At 50.5% G+C, this 16,087-nt stretch carries 12 protein-coding genes and 1 tRNA gene; 8 read left to right on the top strand and 5 right to left on the bottom strand.

The window, feature by feature from the left end; genetic code table 11:
* Window positions 1-4: 4 nt before the first annotated feature.
* Complete coding sequence (locus ABLV75_RS12170; RefSeq protein WP_004099303.1) at window positions 5-748, bottom strand: ABC transporter ATP-binding protein; 744 nt, start codon at window positions 746-748, stop codon at window positions 5-7.
* Entirely contained in the window at window positions 745-2,313 is a 1,569-nt protein-coding gene (locus ABLV75_RS12165) for an ABC transporter permease (RefSeq protein WP_348854988.1), read from the bottom strand. The genes ABLV75_RS12170 and ABLV75_RS12165 overlap by 4 nt, the downstream gene beginning before the upstream one ends.
* 222 nt (window positions 2,314-2,535) lie before the next feature.
* Between ABLV75_RS12165 and ABLV75_RS12160 the strand changes: the two genes are divergently transcribed.
* Complete coding sequence (locus ABLV75_RS12160) at window positions 2,536-3,603, top strand: ABC transporter substrate-binding protein (protein ID WP_348854986.1); 1,068 nt, start codon at window positions 2,536-2,538, stop codon at window positions 3,601-3,603.
* On the opposite strand, the gene ABLV75_RS12155 is transcribed toward ABLV75_RS12160, so the two are convergent.
* On the bottom strand, window positions 3,600-4,544 hold the full coding sequence (locus ABLV75_RS12155) for a LysR family transcriptional regulator (protein ID WP_126488557.1): 945 nt from the start codon (window positions 4,542-4,544) through the stop codon (window positions 3,600-3,602). The two genes, ABLV75_RS12160 and ABLV75_RS12155, sit on opposite strands and share 4 nt — an antisense overlap.
* Before the next feature lie 329 nt (window positions 4,545-4,873).
* Between ABLV75_RS12155 and ABLV75_RS12150 the strand changes: the two genes are divergently transcribed.
* Window positions 4,874-5,437 (top strand): NlpC/P60 family protein, encoded by a 564-nt coding sequence (locus tag ABLV75_RS12150; RefSeq protein WP_348854985.1) that lies wholly within the window; start codon window positions 4,874-4,876, stop codon window positions 5,435-5,437.
* A gap of 62 nt (window positions 5,438-5,499) precedes the next feature.
* On the opposite strand, the gene phoE is transcribed toward ABLV75_RS12150, so the two are convergent.
* The gene (phoE, locus tag ABLV75_RS12145; RefSeq protein WP_004099298.1) at window positions 5,500-6,552 is read right to left on the bottom strand and encodes a phosphoporin PhoE; all 1,053 of its coding nucleotides are present in this window, start codon (window positions 6,550-6,552) and stop codon (window positions 5,500-5,502) included.
* Window positions 6,553-6,842: 290 nt separating this feature from the next.
* Here phoE and proB point away from each other — a divergent pair, with 290 nt between their 5' ends.
* The 3 genes from proB to ABLV75_RS12130 all read left to right on the top strand — a co-directional run bounded on the left by proB (window position 6,843) and on the right by ABLV75_RS12130 (window position 9,398).
* A complete protein-coding gene (proB, locus tag ABLV75_RS12140; protein WP_348854984.1) occupies window positions 6,843-7,946 on the top strand; it encodes a glutamate 5-kinase in 1,104 nt (367 codons plus the stop codon).
* 10 nt (window positions 7,947-7,956) lie between these two features.
* Window positions 7,957-9,210, top strand: coding sequence for a glutamate-5-semialdehyde dehydrogenase (gene proA, locus ABLV75_RS12135; protein WP_348854982.1), 1,254 nt, complete (start codon window positions 7,957-7,959; stop codon window positions 9,208-9,210).
* A 112-nt stretch (window positions 9,211-9,322) separates the two neighbouring features.
* A tRNA-Thr gene (locus ABLV75_RS12130) sits at window positions 9,323-9,398 on the top strand.
* 343 nt (window positions 9,399-9,741) lie between these two features.
* Here ABLV75_RS12130 and ABLV75_RS12125 read toward each other — a convergent pair.
* Window positions 9,742-11,133, bottom strand: coding sequence for an EAL domain-containing protein (locus ABLV75_RS12125; RefSeq protein WP_159103624.1), 1,392 nt, complete (start codon window positions 11,131-11,133; stop codon window positions 9,742-9,744).
* Window positions 11,134-12,223: 1,090 nt separating this feature from the next.
* Here ABLV75_RS12125 and ABLV75_RS12120 point away from each other — a divergent pair.
* From ABLV75_RS12120 to ABLV75_RS12110, 3 genes are read left to right on the top strand one after another with little or no spacing between them, the layout of a single operon-like run.
* Complete coding sequence (locus ABLV75_RS12120) at window positions 12,224-12,760, top strand: fimbrial protein (protein ID WP_004099291.1); 537 nt, start codon at window positions 12,224-12,226, stop codon at window positions 12,758-12,760.
* A gap of 42 nt (window positions 12,761-12,802) precedes the next feature.
* Window positions 12,803-13,513: a molecular chaperone gene (locus ABLV75_RS12115; RefSeq protein WP_077253659.1), complete on the top strand. Its 711-nt coding sequence runs from the start codon at window positions 12,803-12,805 to the stop codon at window positions 13,511-13,513.
* Window positions 13,473-16,064, top strand: a complete 2,592-nt coding sequence (locus ABLV75_RS12110; RefSeq protein WP_077253658.1) for a fimbria/pilus outer membrane usher protein — start codon at window positions 13,473-13,475, stop codon at window positions 16,062-16,064. The genes ABLV75_RS12115 and ABLV75_RS12110 overlap by 41 nt, the downstream gene beginning before the upstream one ends.
* Window positions 16,065-16,087: the final 23 nt, after the last annotated feature.

Below are 16,087 nucleotides of genomic sequence, written 5' to 3'. Positions count from 1 at the left end.
AGAATCAGGCAGAAGTAATCAGATTGCGTATCTGGCGGCAGGCGGCGGTAAACGCGGCATCATCGCGCTGGCGGGGATGGGGCAGCGCCAGGCTTACCACTTCCCTTATCCGCCCCGGACGCGGCGAGAGCACAACGACCCGGTCGGCCAGGGCGACGGCTTCTTCCACATCGTGCGTCACCAGCAGCGTGGTGGTTCCCGCGCGCTGATGTATCTGTAAAAGTTCCTGCTGCAGGGTATGGCGCGTCAGGGCATCCAGCGCGCCGAAAGGCTCATCGAGCATCAGAATCTGCGGACGGGCCACCAGGCCGCGGGCAATGGCGACCCGCTGGGCCATACCGCCGGAGAGCTGCGCGGGCAGCGCGTTGGCGAATTCGCTGAGCTGCACGCGTTCCAGCATTTCCAGCGCCCGCTGGCGCTTCTCCGCCCGGCTGAGCTTTTCATCCGCCAGACCGAGCATCACGTTGTCGATCACCTTCAGCCACGGAAACAGGCGCGGCTCCTGAAATACGATGCCGCGCTCTTTGCCCACGCCGGTGACCGGCTCGCCGTTAATGCGAATTTCGCCCTGGGTCGCTGACTCCAGGCCTACCAGCATCCGCAGCAGCGTCGATTTACCGCAGCCGCTGCTGCCCACCAGCGCCACCAGTTCACCGGCGGCGATATCCAGGCTGAAATTCTGTAGCGCCGTTACCTGTTGCCAGGATTTACGCACGTGGCGAAAAGAGACCAGAGTTGAAGAGGTCATAGCTGCTCCTGTTGACGCCAGCGGGTGGCGCGCATTTCCAGTAAACGTCCGGCTTTATCCAGCGCCGCGCCGGTGATACCGACCAGCACCATGCCGCAGAGAATGGTGGGCATATCCAGCAGCTGCTGGGCGTTGATCATCAGGCTGCCGATGCCGACGCCGGAGGACATGAAATATTCTGCGCCGATATTGCCAAGCCAGGCGTAAATCAGCGCCAGCCGTAGACCGGCGAAGATCCCCGGCGCCGCGCCGGGAAGAATAACCCTGCGCAGGCGCGCTAATTCGCCCAGGCGCAGTACCATGGCCACTTCATCGAGCTGCGGGTTACGCTGCAACACGGCCTGCAGCGTGCTGAAGAACATCGGAAAGAACGACGCCAGCGCGATAAAGACGATTTTGCCGCCGTTATCGTTGCCCACCCATGCGGTCAGCAGCGGTAGCCAGGCAAACAGGGCGATATGGCGCAACACGTTTAACGTGGGCGTGAAGATTTGCCCGGCGCGCGGGCGCAGCGCCAGCAGCAGTCCGCAGAGCAGGCCGCCCGTAATCCCCAGCGCGCCGCCGACAAAGGCCCGTCCGAGACTGGCCAACATCGCCGTAGTCAGCTCCCCGCTCAGGATGCCCTGAATAAAGCGCACCGCTACCGCCAGCGGCGATGAGAACAAGGCTTCATCAATCCAGCCTGACTGGCTGGCCAGTTGCCACAGCGCCAGCAGAACTAACGGCAGCTGCAGCGCCCGCCAGCTGGCCTGCGGTTTCCACGCCAGGCGTCCGGCGGCAGGCTGCGGCCAGAACACCAGCCGGGAACAGGCCCGGTTCGCCGCCCACTCCATCAGCATGCCGCTCAGGCCAACCACCGCAATGGTGACGAAGACGATATCCAGCTGAAACAGCTGACGACCCCAGACCATCAGGTAGCCAATACCTTCCGAAGACGCCAGCAGTTCCACGACGATAAGCGACACCCAGGCCTGCGATAGCGCCAGACGCAGGCCGGTAAACCAGCCCGGCAGGCTTGCCGGGATCACCAGCCAGCGCAGCCGCTGCCAGCGGGAAAAATTCATTACTCTTGCGGCTTCGCTCAGGGTCAACGGCACGCCGGCCACCGCCTGCTGCGTATTAATGGTCATCGGTACTATGGTGGTTTTGACGATCACCGCCAGCTTGAGGCCGTTATCGATCCCGAACAGCACCATAAACAGCGGGATCCAGCCGAGCGTCGGGATTTGCGCCAGCGCGTAAAACAGCGGTTCCACCCGCTGCGCGGCGGCCGGCACCAGGCCGAACAGCGCCCCGAGCAGCGTGCCTGCGATGGCGCCCAGCAGCAGGCCAAGCGCCAGATGCTGAAGGCTGAATCCCCACTGCGCCAGTAGATCGCCGCTCAGCAGCGACAGGGCGGTATCGGCAACCACCGACGGCGCGGGCAAAATTTGCTCCGGCATCCATCCCTCGCGCGCGGCGATGTACCACAGCAGCAGCAGTAACGCAGGCAGCAGCCACGGCCAGCCGTTAAGCCTGAACCCCGGCCTGCCGGGAGCATCCGTTCTTAAGATCATCTGCGACATTTCGGTCCACTTTTCAGTCAGTCATGTCGCTATCAAAACGTGCCTCACGCTTCGCCGCCATTGCGTAAGGCGAATAATCCCGATGCATCAAATGCATTTCAGCCTGGCGGGCACGCGGCTTCTGATTTAGCTTTTTTTCGGCAATGCTTGGCGAATAAAAGCATTTAACACGTTACCCGTCGGCTCTTTAGGGTGAGAAAAAACTCAAGGGAGCAACACGTTATGATGAAAGCAATATTCAACCGCACCTTGCTGGCGCTGGTCGCGGTCATCAGCCTGGCGTCCAGCGTCCAGGCCGAAACGCTACGCACTATCCGCATCGGCGTGCCGGACCAGAGCGCGGGCAGTAAACCCTTTATTGAGGGGCCGGTCGGCATGGCGTTTATCCGCCATCAGCTGGAAGAGGTGTTTAAGCCGCAGGGCGTGGAAGTGCAGTGGCAGTTTTTCAAAGGCGCCGGTCCGGCAGTAAATGAAGCGTTAGCCAACCGCCAGCTGGATTTTGTCTACCTCGGCGATCTGGCGGCGATTATCGGTAAGGCCAACGGGCTGCCGACGCGCCTGCTGCTGGGCAGCCGGGGTTCGGAATCTTACCTCGCGGTGACCAAAGCTTCCGGGATTAAAACCCTCGCCGATCTGAAAGGCAAACGGGTGGCGGTTTATCGCGGCACGGCGGACCAGCTGGCCTTTGACCGGGCGCTGCAAACCGTCGGCCTCAACGAGCGCAGCCTGCAGGTGATCAACCTCGACTGGAACGCCGGCAAAGCGGCGCTGGCGGCCGGTCGCGTCGATGCGGTGTGGGGCGGCGTTTCGCTGCTGGCGCTACGCGGCGATAAGATTGATGTGGTCGTCAAAAGCGGTGACTCCGGCCGCCAGAACACCACTCAGGCCGGGTTCCTCGGCACGCAGACGTTTATAGACGCCTGGCCGCAGGCGACCCAGCAGATCGTTAACGTGTTGGTGAAGAACGCCGCTGAAATCAGTGACCCGGCCAATCGCGACGCCTGGTCCGCCGAGATGGCGCAGCAGAGCCAGATCCCGCAGGCGCTGTTTCTCGAAGAGCTGCAGCCGCAGGATCTGAACTTTACCACCTCGCCGCGCATCGACCCGTTCCTGACCGCCAGCTTTAGCAGCAGCGTCGAGCAGGCTCACTCGGGCCGCCTGATCCGCAGCGCTTTCGACGTCAGCCAGTGGGTGGACGGCCAGTTTGTCGAGCGGGCGCTGAAAGCCCGGCAGCTGGAAAATCGCTGGCCGCAGTACGATGCCCAAGGCCAGGCGAAAAACGCCGGTTAACTCCCCTCCTCCTGGGCCAGCAGCTGCAGCTGATGCTGACGATCGGTATGGAGGATCATCTCAATCAGCTTCGCAACCAGCGGCGGCTGAGCCGCATGAACCGGAGAGATAATGGCAAACCGGGTCTGCATCAGCCGCCACTCTTCAGGCAGATCGCTGAGCTCCAGCTTAACCAGCCGATGGCTGTGCTGGCATAGCGCGAAGCCATCCTCGCTGGCGAAGCTAATCGCATTGGTTCGCGCCAGGGTCGAAAGCAGCGCGTAGATATGGTCGCACTGAATCGCCGGCGTGAAGTCCTGCTGCTGGCTGAGGGTCGCCAGCACCTTGCGCACGCCCGGCGGCAGATAGGGTGCCGCAAAGGGGTAACGCAGCATCGCCTGAATAGAGACCGGCCCCTGTTTTGCCAGCGGATGCCCGGCATGGCAGACGAAAAAGCAGCGCTGCGGGCTGAGTGGCTGAACGCGCAGCTGCGGGTCGAGCTCGGCCTGCCAGCTGTCGGCGACGACAAAAGGATAGCTCTGGGAGGTGAGCGCCTGATGCAGAGCCAGCCAGTTATCAATCTGAAAGCGCACCCTCGCCTGCGGCAAAAGACGATGAAACTCGCCGATGGCAGCCGGAATCAGCCTCGCGGCGGGGGCCGGGCCGCAGCCAAAGGCGACCTCGCCGGTTTGCGCATCGTCCGCTTCGCGCAGCTGGCTGCTGAGCTCGACGTTAAGTTCCTGAAAACGGCGGGCGTAGGGCAGCAGCTTTTGCCCGTGCAGAGTGAGCGTCGGTAGCTTGCTCTGCCGGTCAAATAAAGGATGCCCGACGCTCTGCTCCAGCGCCTGGATGCTGCGGCTGAATGCCGACTGCGACAGGCACACCGCCTCGGCCGCGCGATTAAAACTGCCGTACTCAACGAGCGCCACAAAGTTGCGCAGTTGGCGAAAATCCAGATGCATTAGCCCGCCCTACTCTCTCTTTTATCCCTCAAAAGTACTGGAGGGGTGCCTGGCGGCGCAATGGCGGGATGATGAGGATCTTTCACCTTGAAGTGAATCTGCCCGGTTGCGTCACACGCGAATATTTGTGAAATATTGTTTCACGGAGAAAAAATTTATTAATACGATAAGTTCAGGTTGGCGTTAAATAATGCGCGTTATTTTCACTGCACGATCCTGCCCCTATTAATTACGTAAGGTTTCGTAAATTTTGCGTTTGGTCATTCTGAGGCCGTAGCGAATCGGCTATAAAATATCACGGCCCGTTTTCAGTGACGAAAAACAATGATATGAAGCCCACACTCTCTCACGCGCTACTGTTTGTTCCTTTTTTGCTTTTGGCAGGATGTTCATCCTCATCGAAACCGCATAAAACCTCCGCCCAGAGTAGTCACTCGACCATCGACGGAGGTTCAGACGATCTGATCCCGGTGATCGCCGCGCTGCACGATCAAATGCATACCTGGGAGGGAACGCCCTACGAATGGGGCGGGACGGAGCAAAGCGGCGTCGACTGCTCCGGGTTTGTCTGGCGCACGCTCAAAGATCGCTTCAACCTGCCGATGGAGCGCATTACGACGCGCGAGCTTCTGCATATGGGCGAGCGCGTGAGCCCGCGGCAGCTGCGGCCGGGAGATTTAGTCTTCTTCCGTATTAAAGGCGGCATGCACGTCGGTTTCTATGATACCGACCGTAATTTTCTTCATGCCTCCACCAGCCAGGGCGTGATGCGCTCTTCGCTGGATAATCCATACTGGCAATCGGTATTCTACCAGGCTCGCCGCCTGCCGAAGGAATATAACGCCCAGATAACCATGAATAACGATAATCTGCATCTGGCAAAAAATCGTTAATCACTCATAACAAAGCCGCCCTGTCACCACGGCGGCTTTGTTGTCTGTTAGCTGTTAACTTATCAGAACTGATAGGTCATACCGACAGCAACGATATCATCATCGTTGATGCCGAGCTTATTATCGCTCTTCAGCTGGTTAATTTTGTAATCCACAAAGGCATTCATATTTTTGTTGAAGTAATACGTCACGCCAACGTCAATATAGTTGACCAGATCTTCGCTGCCTACGCCCTCAATATCCTTGCCTTTTGACAGCACGTAGCCCAGGGACGGACGCAGCCCGAAATCGAACTGGTACTGCGCCACGGCTTCGAAGTTCTGCGCTTTATTGGCAAAACCGCCGCTGATTGGCGTCATTTTGCGGGTTTCTGAGTACATGGTCGCCAGGTAAATATTGTTGGCGTCATATTTCAGGCCGGTTGCCCAGGCTTCCGCTTTTTTACCCGTACCGCGAGACAGCAGGTTCTGGTCGTTCGTGCGATCGGAGCTGGTATAGGCCGCGCTGACGGCGAAGTCGCTGCCGCCGAAGTCGTAGCTTAGGGCGGTGCCGAAACCGTCGCCGTTCTGTTTCTTCGCGTCGCGACCTTCATTTTTGCCCTGATATTGCAGGGTCAGATTCAGGCCATCTACCACGCCGAAGAAATCGGTGTTGCGCCAGGTGGCCAGGCCGCTGGCGCGTTTGGTCATAAAGTTATCGGTCTGCGCGGAAGAGTCGCCGCCGAATTCCGGGAACATATCGGTCCAGGCTTCGACGTCGTACAGCGCGCCGAGGTTACGACCATAGTCGAATGAGCCGTAGTTTTTCACTTTCACCCCGGCGAACGCCAGACGCGTTTTCTGCGTGGAGTCGCTTTCGGTTTTGTTGCCGGAGAACTCCGATTCCCAACGGCCGTAGCCGGTCAGATCGTCGTTAATCTGCGTTTCACCTTTAATGCCGAAACGAACGTAAGTCTGATCGCCATCTTTGCTGTCATAGTCGCTCATATAGTGCATCGCTTTGACTTTGCCGTAGACGTCCAGTTTATTACCGTTTTTATTATAAACTTCTGCCGCCTGGGTAGCCGAAGAAGCAATAAGACCCATCATCATTAATGCCAGTGAGCTCTTTTTCATTATTCAGTCCTGGTAATTTATTTATACGCGCTAATCAATTCCGGGCGAAAGCCCTGTCAAAAACTGCAGGTTTTTTAACGCTCTAATATTAAAAATTTATGACAACATGGAACTTTTTCTAAAAAAGAGTATTAAATTATTTCCGTCATGAATGTGTCATATTTTCTCGCCAGAATGCCCGATCCGCGCAATGAAGTGGTTCGTCCACCACGCCAGGTGTTGGCAAGCGGGCTCACTCCTGTTACAACATCAACTCGATATCGAAACTCCTTTTTGAACGGCAGAGAATCATGAGTGATAGCCAGACGCTGGTGGTAAAACTGGGCACCAGTGTTTTAACGGGCGGATCCCGCCGCCTGAACCGCGCCCATATCGTTGAATTAGTGCGTCAGTGCGCGCAGCTGCACGTGATGGGTCATCGAATTGTGATCGTCACCTCCGGGGCGATAGCCGCCGGACGTGAGCACCTCGGCTACCCGGAACTGCCCGCGACCATTGCGTCGAAACAGCTGCTGGCAGCTGTCGGCCAGAGCCGTCTTATCCAGCTGTGGGAACAGCTTTTTTCTATTTATGGCATTCACGTTGGCCAGATGCTGCTGACCCGCGCCGATATGGAAGACCGCGAACGCTTCCTTAACGCCCGCGATACCCTGCGCGCGCTGCTGGATAACAATATCGTGCCTGTCATTAATGAAAATGACGCCGTGGCGACCGCTGAAATTAAAGTCGGCGATAACGATAATCTTTCGGCGCTGGCGGCAATTCTCGCGGGCGCCGATAAACTGCTGCTGCTAACCGATCAGCAGGGGCTGTTCACCGCCGACCCGCGCAACAACCCGCAGGCCGAGCTGATTAAAGACGTTTACGGCATTGATGACGCCCTGCGCGCTATCGCGGGCGATAGCGTGTCGGGTTTAGGTACCGGTGGTATGGGCACCAAGCTGCAGGCCGCCGACGTCGCCTGCCGCGCGGGTATTGATACGATCATTGCCGCCGGTAGCCGCCCTGGCGTAATTGGCGACGTGATGGAGGGGGTTTCCGTAGGCACCCGCTTCCACGCCCAGGAGTCGCCGCTGGAAAACCGCAAACGCTGGATTTTCGGCGCACCGCCGGCGGGCGAAATTACCGTTGACGCCGGAGCGACCCAGGCAATTCTTGAACGCGGCAGTTCCCTGCTGCCGAAAGGGATTAAAACCATCACCGGCAACTTCTCGCGCGGCGAAGTGATCCGCATTCGCAGCCTTGAAGGCCGCGATATCGCCCACGGTGTCAGCCGCTATAACAGCGATGCGCTGCGCCGTATCGCCGGGCAGCACTCGCAGCAGATCGATGCCATTCTGGGCTATGAATATGGCCCGGTCGCCGTCCACCGTGATGACATGATTATCCGTTAAGGAGCTGAAAATGCTGGAACAAATGGGCATTGCTGCCAAAGCGGCCTCGTACAAACTCGCGCAGCTTTCCAGCCGCGAAAAAAACCAGGTGCTGGAAAAGATTGCCGACTATCTTGAAGCGCAGACCGACGCGATCCTGCGGGCTAACGCTGAGGATCTGGCGGAAGCGCGCGCTAACGGTTTGAGCGAGGCGCTGCTCGATCGCCTGGCGCTTAACCCGGCGCGCCTGAGCGGGATTGCTCACGATGTTCGTCAGGTCTGCAACCTGGCGGACCCGGTTGGTCAGGTGATCGACGGTGGCCTGCTGGACAGCGGCCTGCGCATTGAGCGCCGCCGCGTGCCGCTGGGCGTGGTAGGCGTGATTTACGAAGCGCGCCCGAACGTGACCGTCGACGTCGCCTCTCTATGCCTGAAAACCGGCAACGCGGCGATTCTGCGCGGCGGCAAAGAGACCTGGCGCACCAATGCCGTCACGGTGAAAGTGATTCAGCAGGCGCTGCAGGAGTGCGGCTTACCGGCAGCCACCGTCCAGGCGATTGAGAGTCCGGATCGGGCGCTGGTCGGCGAGATGCTGAAGATGGATAAGTATATCGATATGCTGATCCCGCGCGGCGGCGCAGGTTTACATAAGCTGTGCCGCGAACAGTCGACGATTCCGGTGATCACCGGCGGGATCGGCGTTTGCCATATTTATATCGACCACTCCGCTGACGTTGCCGAAGCGCTGAAAGTGATCGTTAACGCCAAAGTGCAGCGCCCGAGCGCCTGTAACTCGGTCGAAACGCTGCTGGTACATCAGGATATCGCCGAACGCTTCCTGCCCGCGCTGAGCAAGCAGATGGCGGAAAGCGGCGTCAGCCTGCACGCCGATGCGGCCTCCCTGCCCGCGCTGCAAAACGGCCCGGCCAGCGTAGAGCCGGTGAAAGCGGAGCAGTATGACAACGAGTACCTGTCGCTGGATCTGAACGTGAAGGTGGTGGCCGATCAGGATGAAGCGGTAGCGCATATTCGCGAGCACGGCACCCAGCATTCCGACGCCATCCTGACGCGCACCCTGGGCAACGCGAACCGCTTTATCAACGAGGTGGACTCCTCGGCAGTGTACGTCAACGCTTCTACCCGCTTTACCGACGGCGGCCAGTTCGGCCTCGGCGCGGAAGTGGCGGTCAGCACCCAGAAGCTGCACGCGCGCGGCCCGATGGGGCTGGAAGCCCTGACGACCTATAAGTGGATTGGTTTCGGCGACGATACCATTCGTGCTTAATGCTCATTGGGTGATGCAAAAGTAGCCGTTTGATTCACAAGGGCATTGACGCATCACCCACTTAGTTTTAACCTTCTATCCCGTGCTTACGCTCGTCAGCACGTCTTGCAGGGCCGATATAGCTCAGTTGGTAGAGCAGCGCATTCGTAATGCGAAGGTCGTAGGTTCGACTCCTATTATCGGCACCATCACTTAAAAATCATTATTAATCAATTCATTGAGATTAATGCTTCGCCTTTTATTCACCTATAAGAGTCGGTGAGTCATCGCTTATCTCTGTGAAATTGTCCATGAATCCGCCGATATCCAATACCACCTTCTAATATGATTTTTATCCATCAGGACATATGACAGAACTCGCTTTCAAGCACTCATGTTTCAGTTCCCTGTAACCGGTTCAAGAAAAGATTTCATGTTAATAACACCAGCATTATCACTTAAACAATCGGCATGCAGGCAACATCGTTTAGGCAAACAAAGGACCCTTGCAGTTGCATTGATCCTTTGCCGAGGACGAAAAGTATGTGATGTTTATCGATTAAATCTGCTAATGAAATCCTGTAAATCGTTTTCATTAATAGGTTCAGATATCAGGTTTCCCTGATAGCAGGATATACCGGCATCACTCAAAATCGTAACCTTCCCCGCCTCGTCGACCCCTTCAGCAACACAATACCGGTTGGTCAACTTGCAGTAATATGAGAGGCTTTTCACTAAAGCAATAGCTTCCACATCCTGACTCATAGCGTCAACAACACTCATATCCAGTTTGTAACCATTAAATTGAAATTTCCGAACTGGGAAAATAACGCTATTAGATGAAAAACAATCATCAAGGATAATGAAAAATCCTAGTTTTTGTAAATAAGACAGGTTTTTAATAGCTTGTTCATTTTGGTATAGATCGTTCTTTTCATTAATTTCCAATACGAATTTTTCTGTCCAGTCTGGAGAGAGCAACTTCTTTTTTGCCTTTTCCAGCATGCGTACGAGCCCCTCATTATCGATGGTACTGGATGCAACATTAATGGAGAAAAAATATTTCCCTTCATAAAAGTTAATATAGCTCACCGTTTTTTGTATTAAAAAAGCCGTGAGTATTATCCAAACATAAGTAGAGTGCAATTTTGGGAGAAAATCGACTGGCATCAGAACCTGACCGTTACTATACCATCTTATCAGAACCTCAAATCCCTCTAATTCATCCGTGCCCTTAGTTATAGGCTGTAATACAACAAATAACTCATTGCAATATAATGCATGCGCAAACTCTCGCTCAAATGGCGTCAGTGCGTTCAACATTTTGATACCCTCGATCTGCATCTCAGATTTTTCACGAAAACTCCAAAACAGAAAGGGGACTATCCCCACCATTTTCTTTATCCCAGATAATCTCTGGTTATAGACTGTTTTTTTACTTACTCCAAGCAGATCAGCCTGTGAGGTAACGCTATCGCCATTAAAAGCACTAGACATAACTTGTAACTCTTTTTTAGATAATCCATCTTTCTTACTTTGATTTAATATCCCCTCATCTTTTCCAAGAAAAAGGTCTTCGAAAACGGCAACATCTTGTATGAGTGGACACAGAGTCCTTTCGGGCAGTAAAATCTCAGAGAGCTTTTCACATGAGAGATCCGATGGTGCAATATGGATAGAAGAATGTGATATTTTACTTTTCACCACTTGCGATTTGATCACATTCCAAATCCAGAATGATGGAATCCGGCTAAGAATCAGAACCCAAAACATATACCTGGAGTTATTCATTAGAGACACTAAATATTTTAAAGTTGATAGCATCAAATAGGGTTCATCAGGAATAAATACGACTATGCGCTCATCCTTACCAATTTCTAATAATTGTGCATCATTCTGGTTTTCTACATCTAATATAGTAACATCCCTCGGATTATCAAGCATACCAAGCAACCCGCAGGTAGTCATTACACAAGGGGATAAAATATAATCAAAATGTCTATTCCGGACATATTTTATATCTTTAGCACACATCCTTGCCTCATAATTTGCTTTATAAGAAACATTCCTATAAAAATTATTCATATCAAAATAAATATTTTGTAACTGAATCGATACATTTAAATGAAAATATCATGACAAAAATAAAAAACATAATATTCCATTGACTTCCCCCAAGGAAAACACAAGTGAGAAATTACGAAAAATTAATTTACAGATAATATCCCCATTGGAATAGATTCATCAAAAACTCTAAATTAATGATGATTTCTATGTCACTAAAAATAAAAAATTAACATTTAATTTCATTTTATTTACTTACAAAAAAGATAATAAACCCTCCTTTACATTAATTATAGAAATCCAGGCCAGCCATCAAAATACAAAAAAAGATCCATCCCTGCCTAGGTGGGGATTACCTCTCTGGAATACAAAGATATTCATCGCGTCACGAATGAGTGTAATTTTCATTACATTCCTGACCGACAAAAGCAAGATTAAAACAAGGAGAATACAAGAATCACAACATTGTTAGTTATTTGCACTCAATCGCACAACCTCTGACCATTATGTGCAACAAAATAAAAATAACAAATTTTATAGTGACATTCACGTTTTTTAGGATTCTTCCCAAAGAAGAGCGGCTTGCTGATTCTTTTGGGAAGAATCTGATTTTATAAAAAAAACATCAAAAAAATTAAAGTAACCAATTTTGCAACATATAATGGACCGCATTATTTATAAAGATTGGTTTTAAGCGTTTCAATTCATAAGGAAAAAGCTAATTTTTCGTGTAGATTCATCGTCATAAAAATAATTGTAAGCAGTTGATTTAAAAGACTTTAATAACCATAATGATTTTAATAATTTAAATAGCAGTACCGCAGGCTATAGAAGGACCAAATATCATATGTTATTCAGGTTTTCCATAGACTAACCGCACTCACTCAATATTATTTCACTCACTTTTTAATAATGCTCGAACTGTAAATAACTGCAAAGTACACCTGTCAGGAAAACAAAAGGAAATTCTATGAAAGTCAAACTGTTAGCTATCCCACTAGCGATATTAACCACATCAGCTTTAGCTGCATCCAATAACACCGTTCAGTTTCAGGGCGAAGTTAATGCGCAGACCTGTACGGTTAATATAAATGGCAACTCAACGGCACCTATCGTGTTGTTACCAACGGTATCAACCGCAGATCTTGACACTGCGGCAAAAACAGCTGGTGATACAAAATTTACGGTGAACGTGACGGATTGTGCCTCAAGTGCGGCCACCATCAAAACCGTCTTTGCTGGCAATAACGTGACAGCAGCTGGAAATTTAGGTAACACAGCAACTTCACCTGCCGCAAGCAATGTATCCATCCAAATTGTCGACAGTGATGGTTCCACCCCGCTTTCATTTGTCAACGGTTCTACGGTAACGACAACTGCGTTTACCAAAGCGGAAAGTAGTACGACGGGTTCTCAGGAACTGACGGCCAGATACTACGCCGAATCAACGGGTGTTACTGCTGGTAAAGTTGTTGCATCTGCGCAGTACTCCATTTCATACCAATAATAAACAAAAAGGCACACATAATGTGTGCCTTTAAAGAAGACTATGATGATAAAATACCTGCTTCCATTCATATGTACCTTTTGCTTCTCAGTTGAAGCAAGTGTTGTCATGCAAGGAAACCGTGTCATCTATGATGCATCAAAATCTCAAAAACCGGTAACCTTTACCAACAACGATAGCTTTCCATATATTGTTCAGACGTGGGTATCCGCGGCCGAAAATACTACGGCATCAGAAGCTGGAGAGAGTCCTTTTGCTATTTCCCCGGCAGTATTCAAAATAAACCCTCATCAAGATCAAATCATTAGTCTTATCTACACAAACGCACAGAAGAAACTGTCGAAAGAACAAATTTTCTACCTGCATTTTACCCAAGTACCTTCTATACTTGAAGATGAACGTAACAAGAATAAACTGGTACTTATTGTTAACAGTGTTGTCAAGATTTTCTTGCGTCCCGACAACTTGCCAATCTCCTATGAGCAAATGTTCGATTTTGTTAATTATAAAATCACGAACGACTCTCACGGATGTAGTCTGATTATTAGCAACCAGTCTCCATATTATTTAAATAGTATCTCGCTAACTACAACCTTTGGCTCGGCAAATAAAGAGATACCGATGCAAATGATTGCACCAAACTCAACATTTTCGTTGCCGACTAACTGTAATAATACCCAGGTACAGAAAAGCATCAGCGTTAGTTATATCAATGACTACGGCGTTGTTCAAAAACATAAACTTAAAGAATAATAATTTATTTATGAAATACATGCCGGGTAAAACAGCATCAATATTGGTATTTTTAATATTGCCAATCTTTGCCTATGCTGATTCAAGTAGGGCAAATTCTAATGATAATAGCAGTGGCTATGTATTCGATACGACCCTTCTGAAAGGAAGTGGCCTGCCTGTTGATGACGTTATCAACTACGTATCTACTGATAAAATCAAACCCGGTAATTATTCGGTAGATGTGCAGCTAAATGGTCTTTTTTTATTTCATGATAATATTGTTTTTAAGATACACAATGGTTCAACGCAACCCTGTTTTTCAAGAAAACAGATACAGCTCATTCCATTGAAAAACAAGATAAAACAAGAACTCGGTGAATGTAACTTTTTACCTGACATTGTTCCCAACGTATCTATCAACACTGATATGCGAAAAATGTTGGTCGAGATCGGTCTGCCAGAAATTGTTCTGGCAAAAGAGCCCAGGGGCTACGTTTCACCTGATGATTTAGATGACGGTGAAACTATGCTGCTATCTAACTACAGCATCAATCAATATTATTCTCGTTTCACTGAAGCGGGTTCCGGTAGTTACAAATCTACTTGGGTAGGCTTAAATAACGCTATAAACTTTGGTAGATGGCAGCTACATCAACAAGGAACATGGTCACACAGCGATCCCGGTACAACGCAGTGGTCAACAAACCGCGCATATCTGCAGCGGGCAATTTTACCCATAAAAAGTAATTTGATTGTCGGTGATAACTACACCAGCGGTAGTTTTTTCTCAGGCTTTGCCTTTAGGGGAATATCTCTATCCTCCGATGACCGCATGCTGCCACAGTCACAACAAGGCTATGCACCGATTATCAGGGGAGTTGCCAAAAGTAATGCCAAAGTCACTATTAGTCAGGGGAAGGCTGTAATCTATGAAAGCACCGTACCACCTGGTAACTTCGAGATTAATGATCTTTATCCCGTGTCATACTCAGGCGATCTATCCGTCACGATAAAGGAAGCTGATGGTTCAGTGAATGTATTTACGGTCCCCTATGCAGCAGGACCAGAATCTGTGCGAGAAGGAATGTATAAATATTCCGCCATCGCCGGTCATTCTCGCTACGTTGGCGATAGCGATCCATTTGCTGAATTAACCGTACAGTACGGTCTTAGCAACAATATTACGACGAATTTTGGTAGTCGTATCGCTGAAGGTTATCTCTCCGGGGTGATGGGAGGCGTGTACTCCTCTGAATTAGGTGCATTCGGGCTTGATACCACCTTTTCGCAAGCAAACTTGCCAGATGGCGATCAAACAGGCTGGATGTTCCATGCAAGTTACAGCAAACGGATTGTGCCAACCAATACAACAATTGCTATTGCCGGTTACCGCTACTCAACAGCAGGCTATCGAGATCTGTCCGATGTTTTAGGCCTGCGTAAAGCCTGGACCGAGAATAATCTCAACTGGACATCAACAACTTTAAACCAATCCTCCCGATTTGAAATCTCCGTAACTCAGGATATGGATATATTGGGAAGTCTATGGGTATCAGGCTCGACACAAGCGTATCGGGATGGCCGAAGCAATGACAGACAATACCAGTTTGGATACAACAAACAATTCGCCAATGGTATTTCTTTCAATGCTTCTATTGCACGAACCCGCTACAGTGAAGCCCGAAATAATTACATTGATGGTGGCATTGGCTACGATAACTATATCAATAACTATTATTCATCCACTCAGCAAACGTTAAGTTCAGTCTCTATTTCCATCCCCCTTGGACGAAATCAACAAAATACTCTTAGTAGTACTTACACCCAGCAAAACGGAGTAGGATCTACGCTACAATCCACTTTGTCAGGTTTAATGAGCACAAACCAACCAATTAACTATGGTCTGACCTATGCACATGATTACGCTAATAATCAATCCGTTGGCGGGACATTACAAACCTCGACTTCCTTCGGTTCGGTTCAGGGAACGCTTTCCCACGCGAAAAGTTATTCTCAAGGCTCAGCAGGACTGCAAGGAGCAATCGTTCTTCACAAAGATGGAGTGACTCTTGGCCCATACCTGGGAGATACATTTGCCTTAATTGAAGCAAAAGGTGCTCAGGGCGCGAAGGTTGTCGGTAGCCAAAATACGACCGTCGACAGATTTGGCTTTGCATTGAGTCCTTCTATTGCGCCTTATCAGTATAATAACGTTGCCCTTGATTCGTCTGAAATCAATAAAAACGCAGAGATTGTTTCAGGAAGCCAGCGTATCGCACCGATGGTCGGAGCAATGGTAAGAGTCAAGTTCAGCATCTTGCATGGTTACCCGATGTTAATAAATATCAACTATAATAAACCGCTGCCGTTAGGCGCCACCGTTTATAATAATAAGGACAATCCTGTCGGAACCGTCGGACAAAATAATCAAGCATGGGTACGTAATGATAAACTTGAAGACAATTTAATCGTGAAATGGGGGAATAACTATTCCTGCAATTTACATTACCGTATTTCAGATGCAGATAAAGACGATCCAATAATAAAAACACAGGGAGAATGTAAATAATGATTCGGTCAAAATCATTTATA

This window comes from Klebsiella sp. CN_Kp066, assembly GCF_040065135.1.
Classification (GTDB): Bacteria; Pseudomonadota; Gammaproteobacteria; order Enterobacterales; family Enterobacteriaceae; genus Klebsiella; species Klebsiella oxytoca.
The sequence above is the reverse complement of the archived record's forward strand: the minus strand, read 5'-3'. Positions and strand labels throughout refer to the sequence as shown.

Bases quoted from the DNA above. Each gene is read 5' to 3' on its own strand.
- ABLV75_RS12170 (WP_004099303.1), bottom strand. From the start codon at position 748: ATGACCTCTTCAACTCTGGTCTCTTTTCGCCACGTGCGTAAATCCTGG.
- ABLV75_RS12165 (WP_348854988.1), bottom strand. From the start codon at position 2,313: ATGTCGCAGATGATCTTAAGAACGGATGCTCCCGGCAGGCCGGGGTTC.
- ABLV75_RS12160 (WP_348854986.1), top strand. From the start codon at position 2,536: ATGATGAAAGCAATATTCAACCGCACCTTGCTGGCGCTGGTCGCGGTC.
- ABLV75_RS12155 (WP_126488557.1), bottom strand. From the start codon at position 4,544: ATGCATCTGGATTTTCGCCAACTGCGCAACTTTGTGGCGCTCGTTGAG.
- ABLV75_RS12150 (WP_348854985.1), top strand. From the start codon at position 4,874: ATGAAGCCCACACTCTCTCACGCGCTACTGTTTGTTCCTTTTTTGCTT.
- phoE (WP_004099298.1), bottom strand. From the start codon at position 6,552: ATGAAAAAGAGCTCACTGGCATTAATGATGATGGGTCTTATTGCTTCT.
- proB (WP_348854984.1), top strand. From the start codon at position 6,843: ATGAGTGATAGCCAGACGCTGGTGGTAAAACTGGGCACCAGTGTTTTA.
- proA (WP_348854982.1), top strand. From the start codon at position 7,957: ATGCTGGAACAAATGGGCATTGCTGCCAAAGCGGCCTCGTACAAACTC.
- ABLV75_RS12125 (WP_159103624.1), bottom strand. From the start codon at position 11,133: ATGCTTGATAATCCGAGGGATGTTACTATATTAGATGTAGAAAACCAG.
- ABLV75_RS12120 (WP_004099291.1), top strand. From the start codon at position 12,224: ATGAAAGTCAAACTGTTAGCTATCCCACTAGCGATATTAACCACATCA.
- ABLV75_RS12115 (WP_077253659.1), top strand. From the start codon at position 12,803: ATGATGATAAAATACCTGCTTCCATTCATATGTACCTTTTGCTTCTCA.
- ABLV75_RS12110 (WP_077253658.1), top strand. From the start codon at position 13,473: ATGACTACGGCGTTGTTCAAAAACATAAACTTAAAGAATAATAATTTA.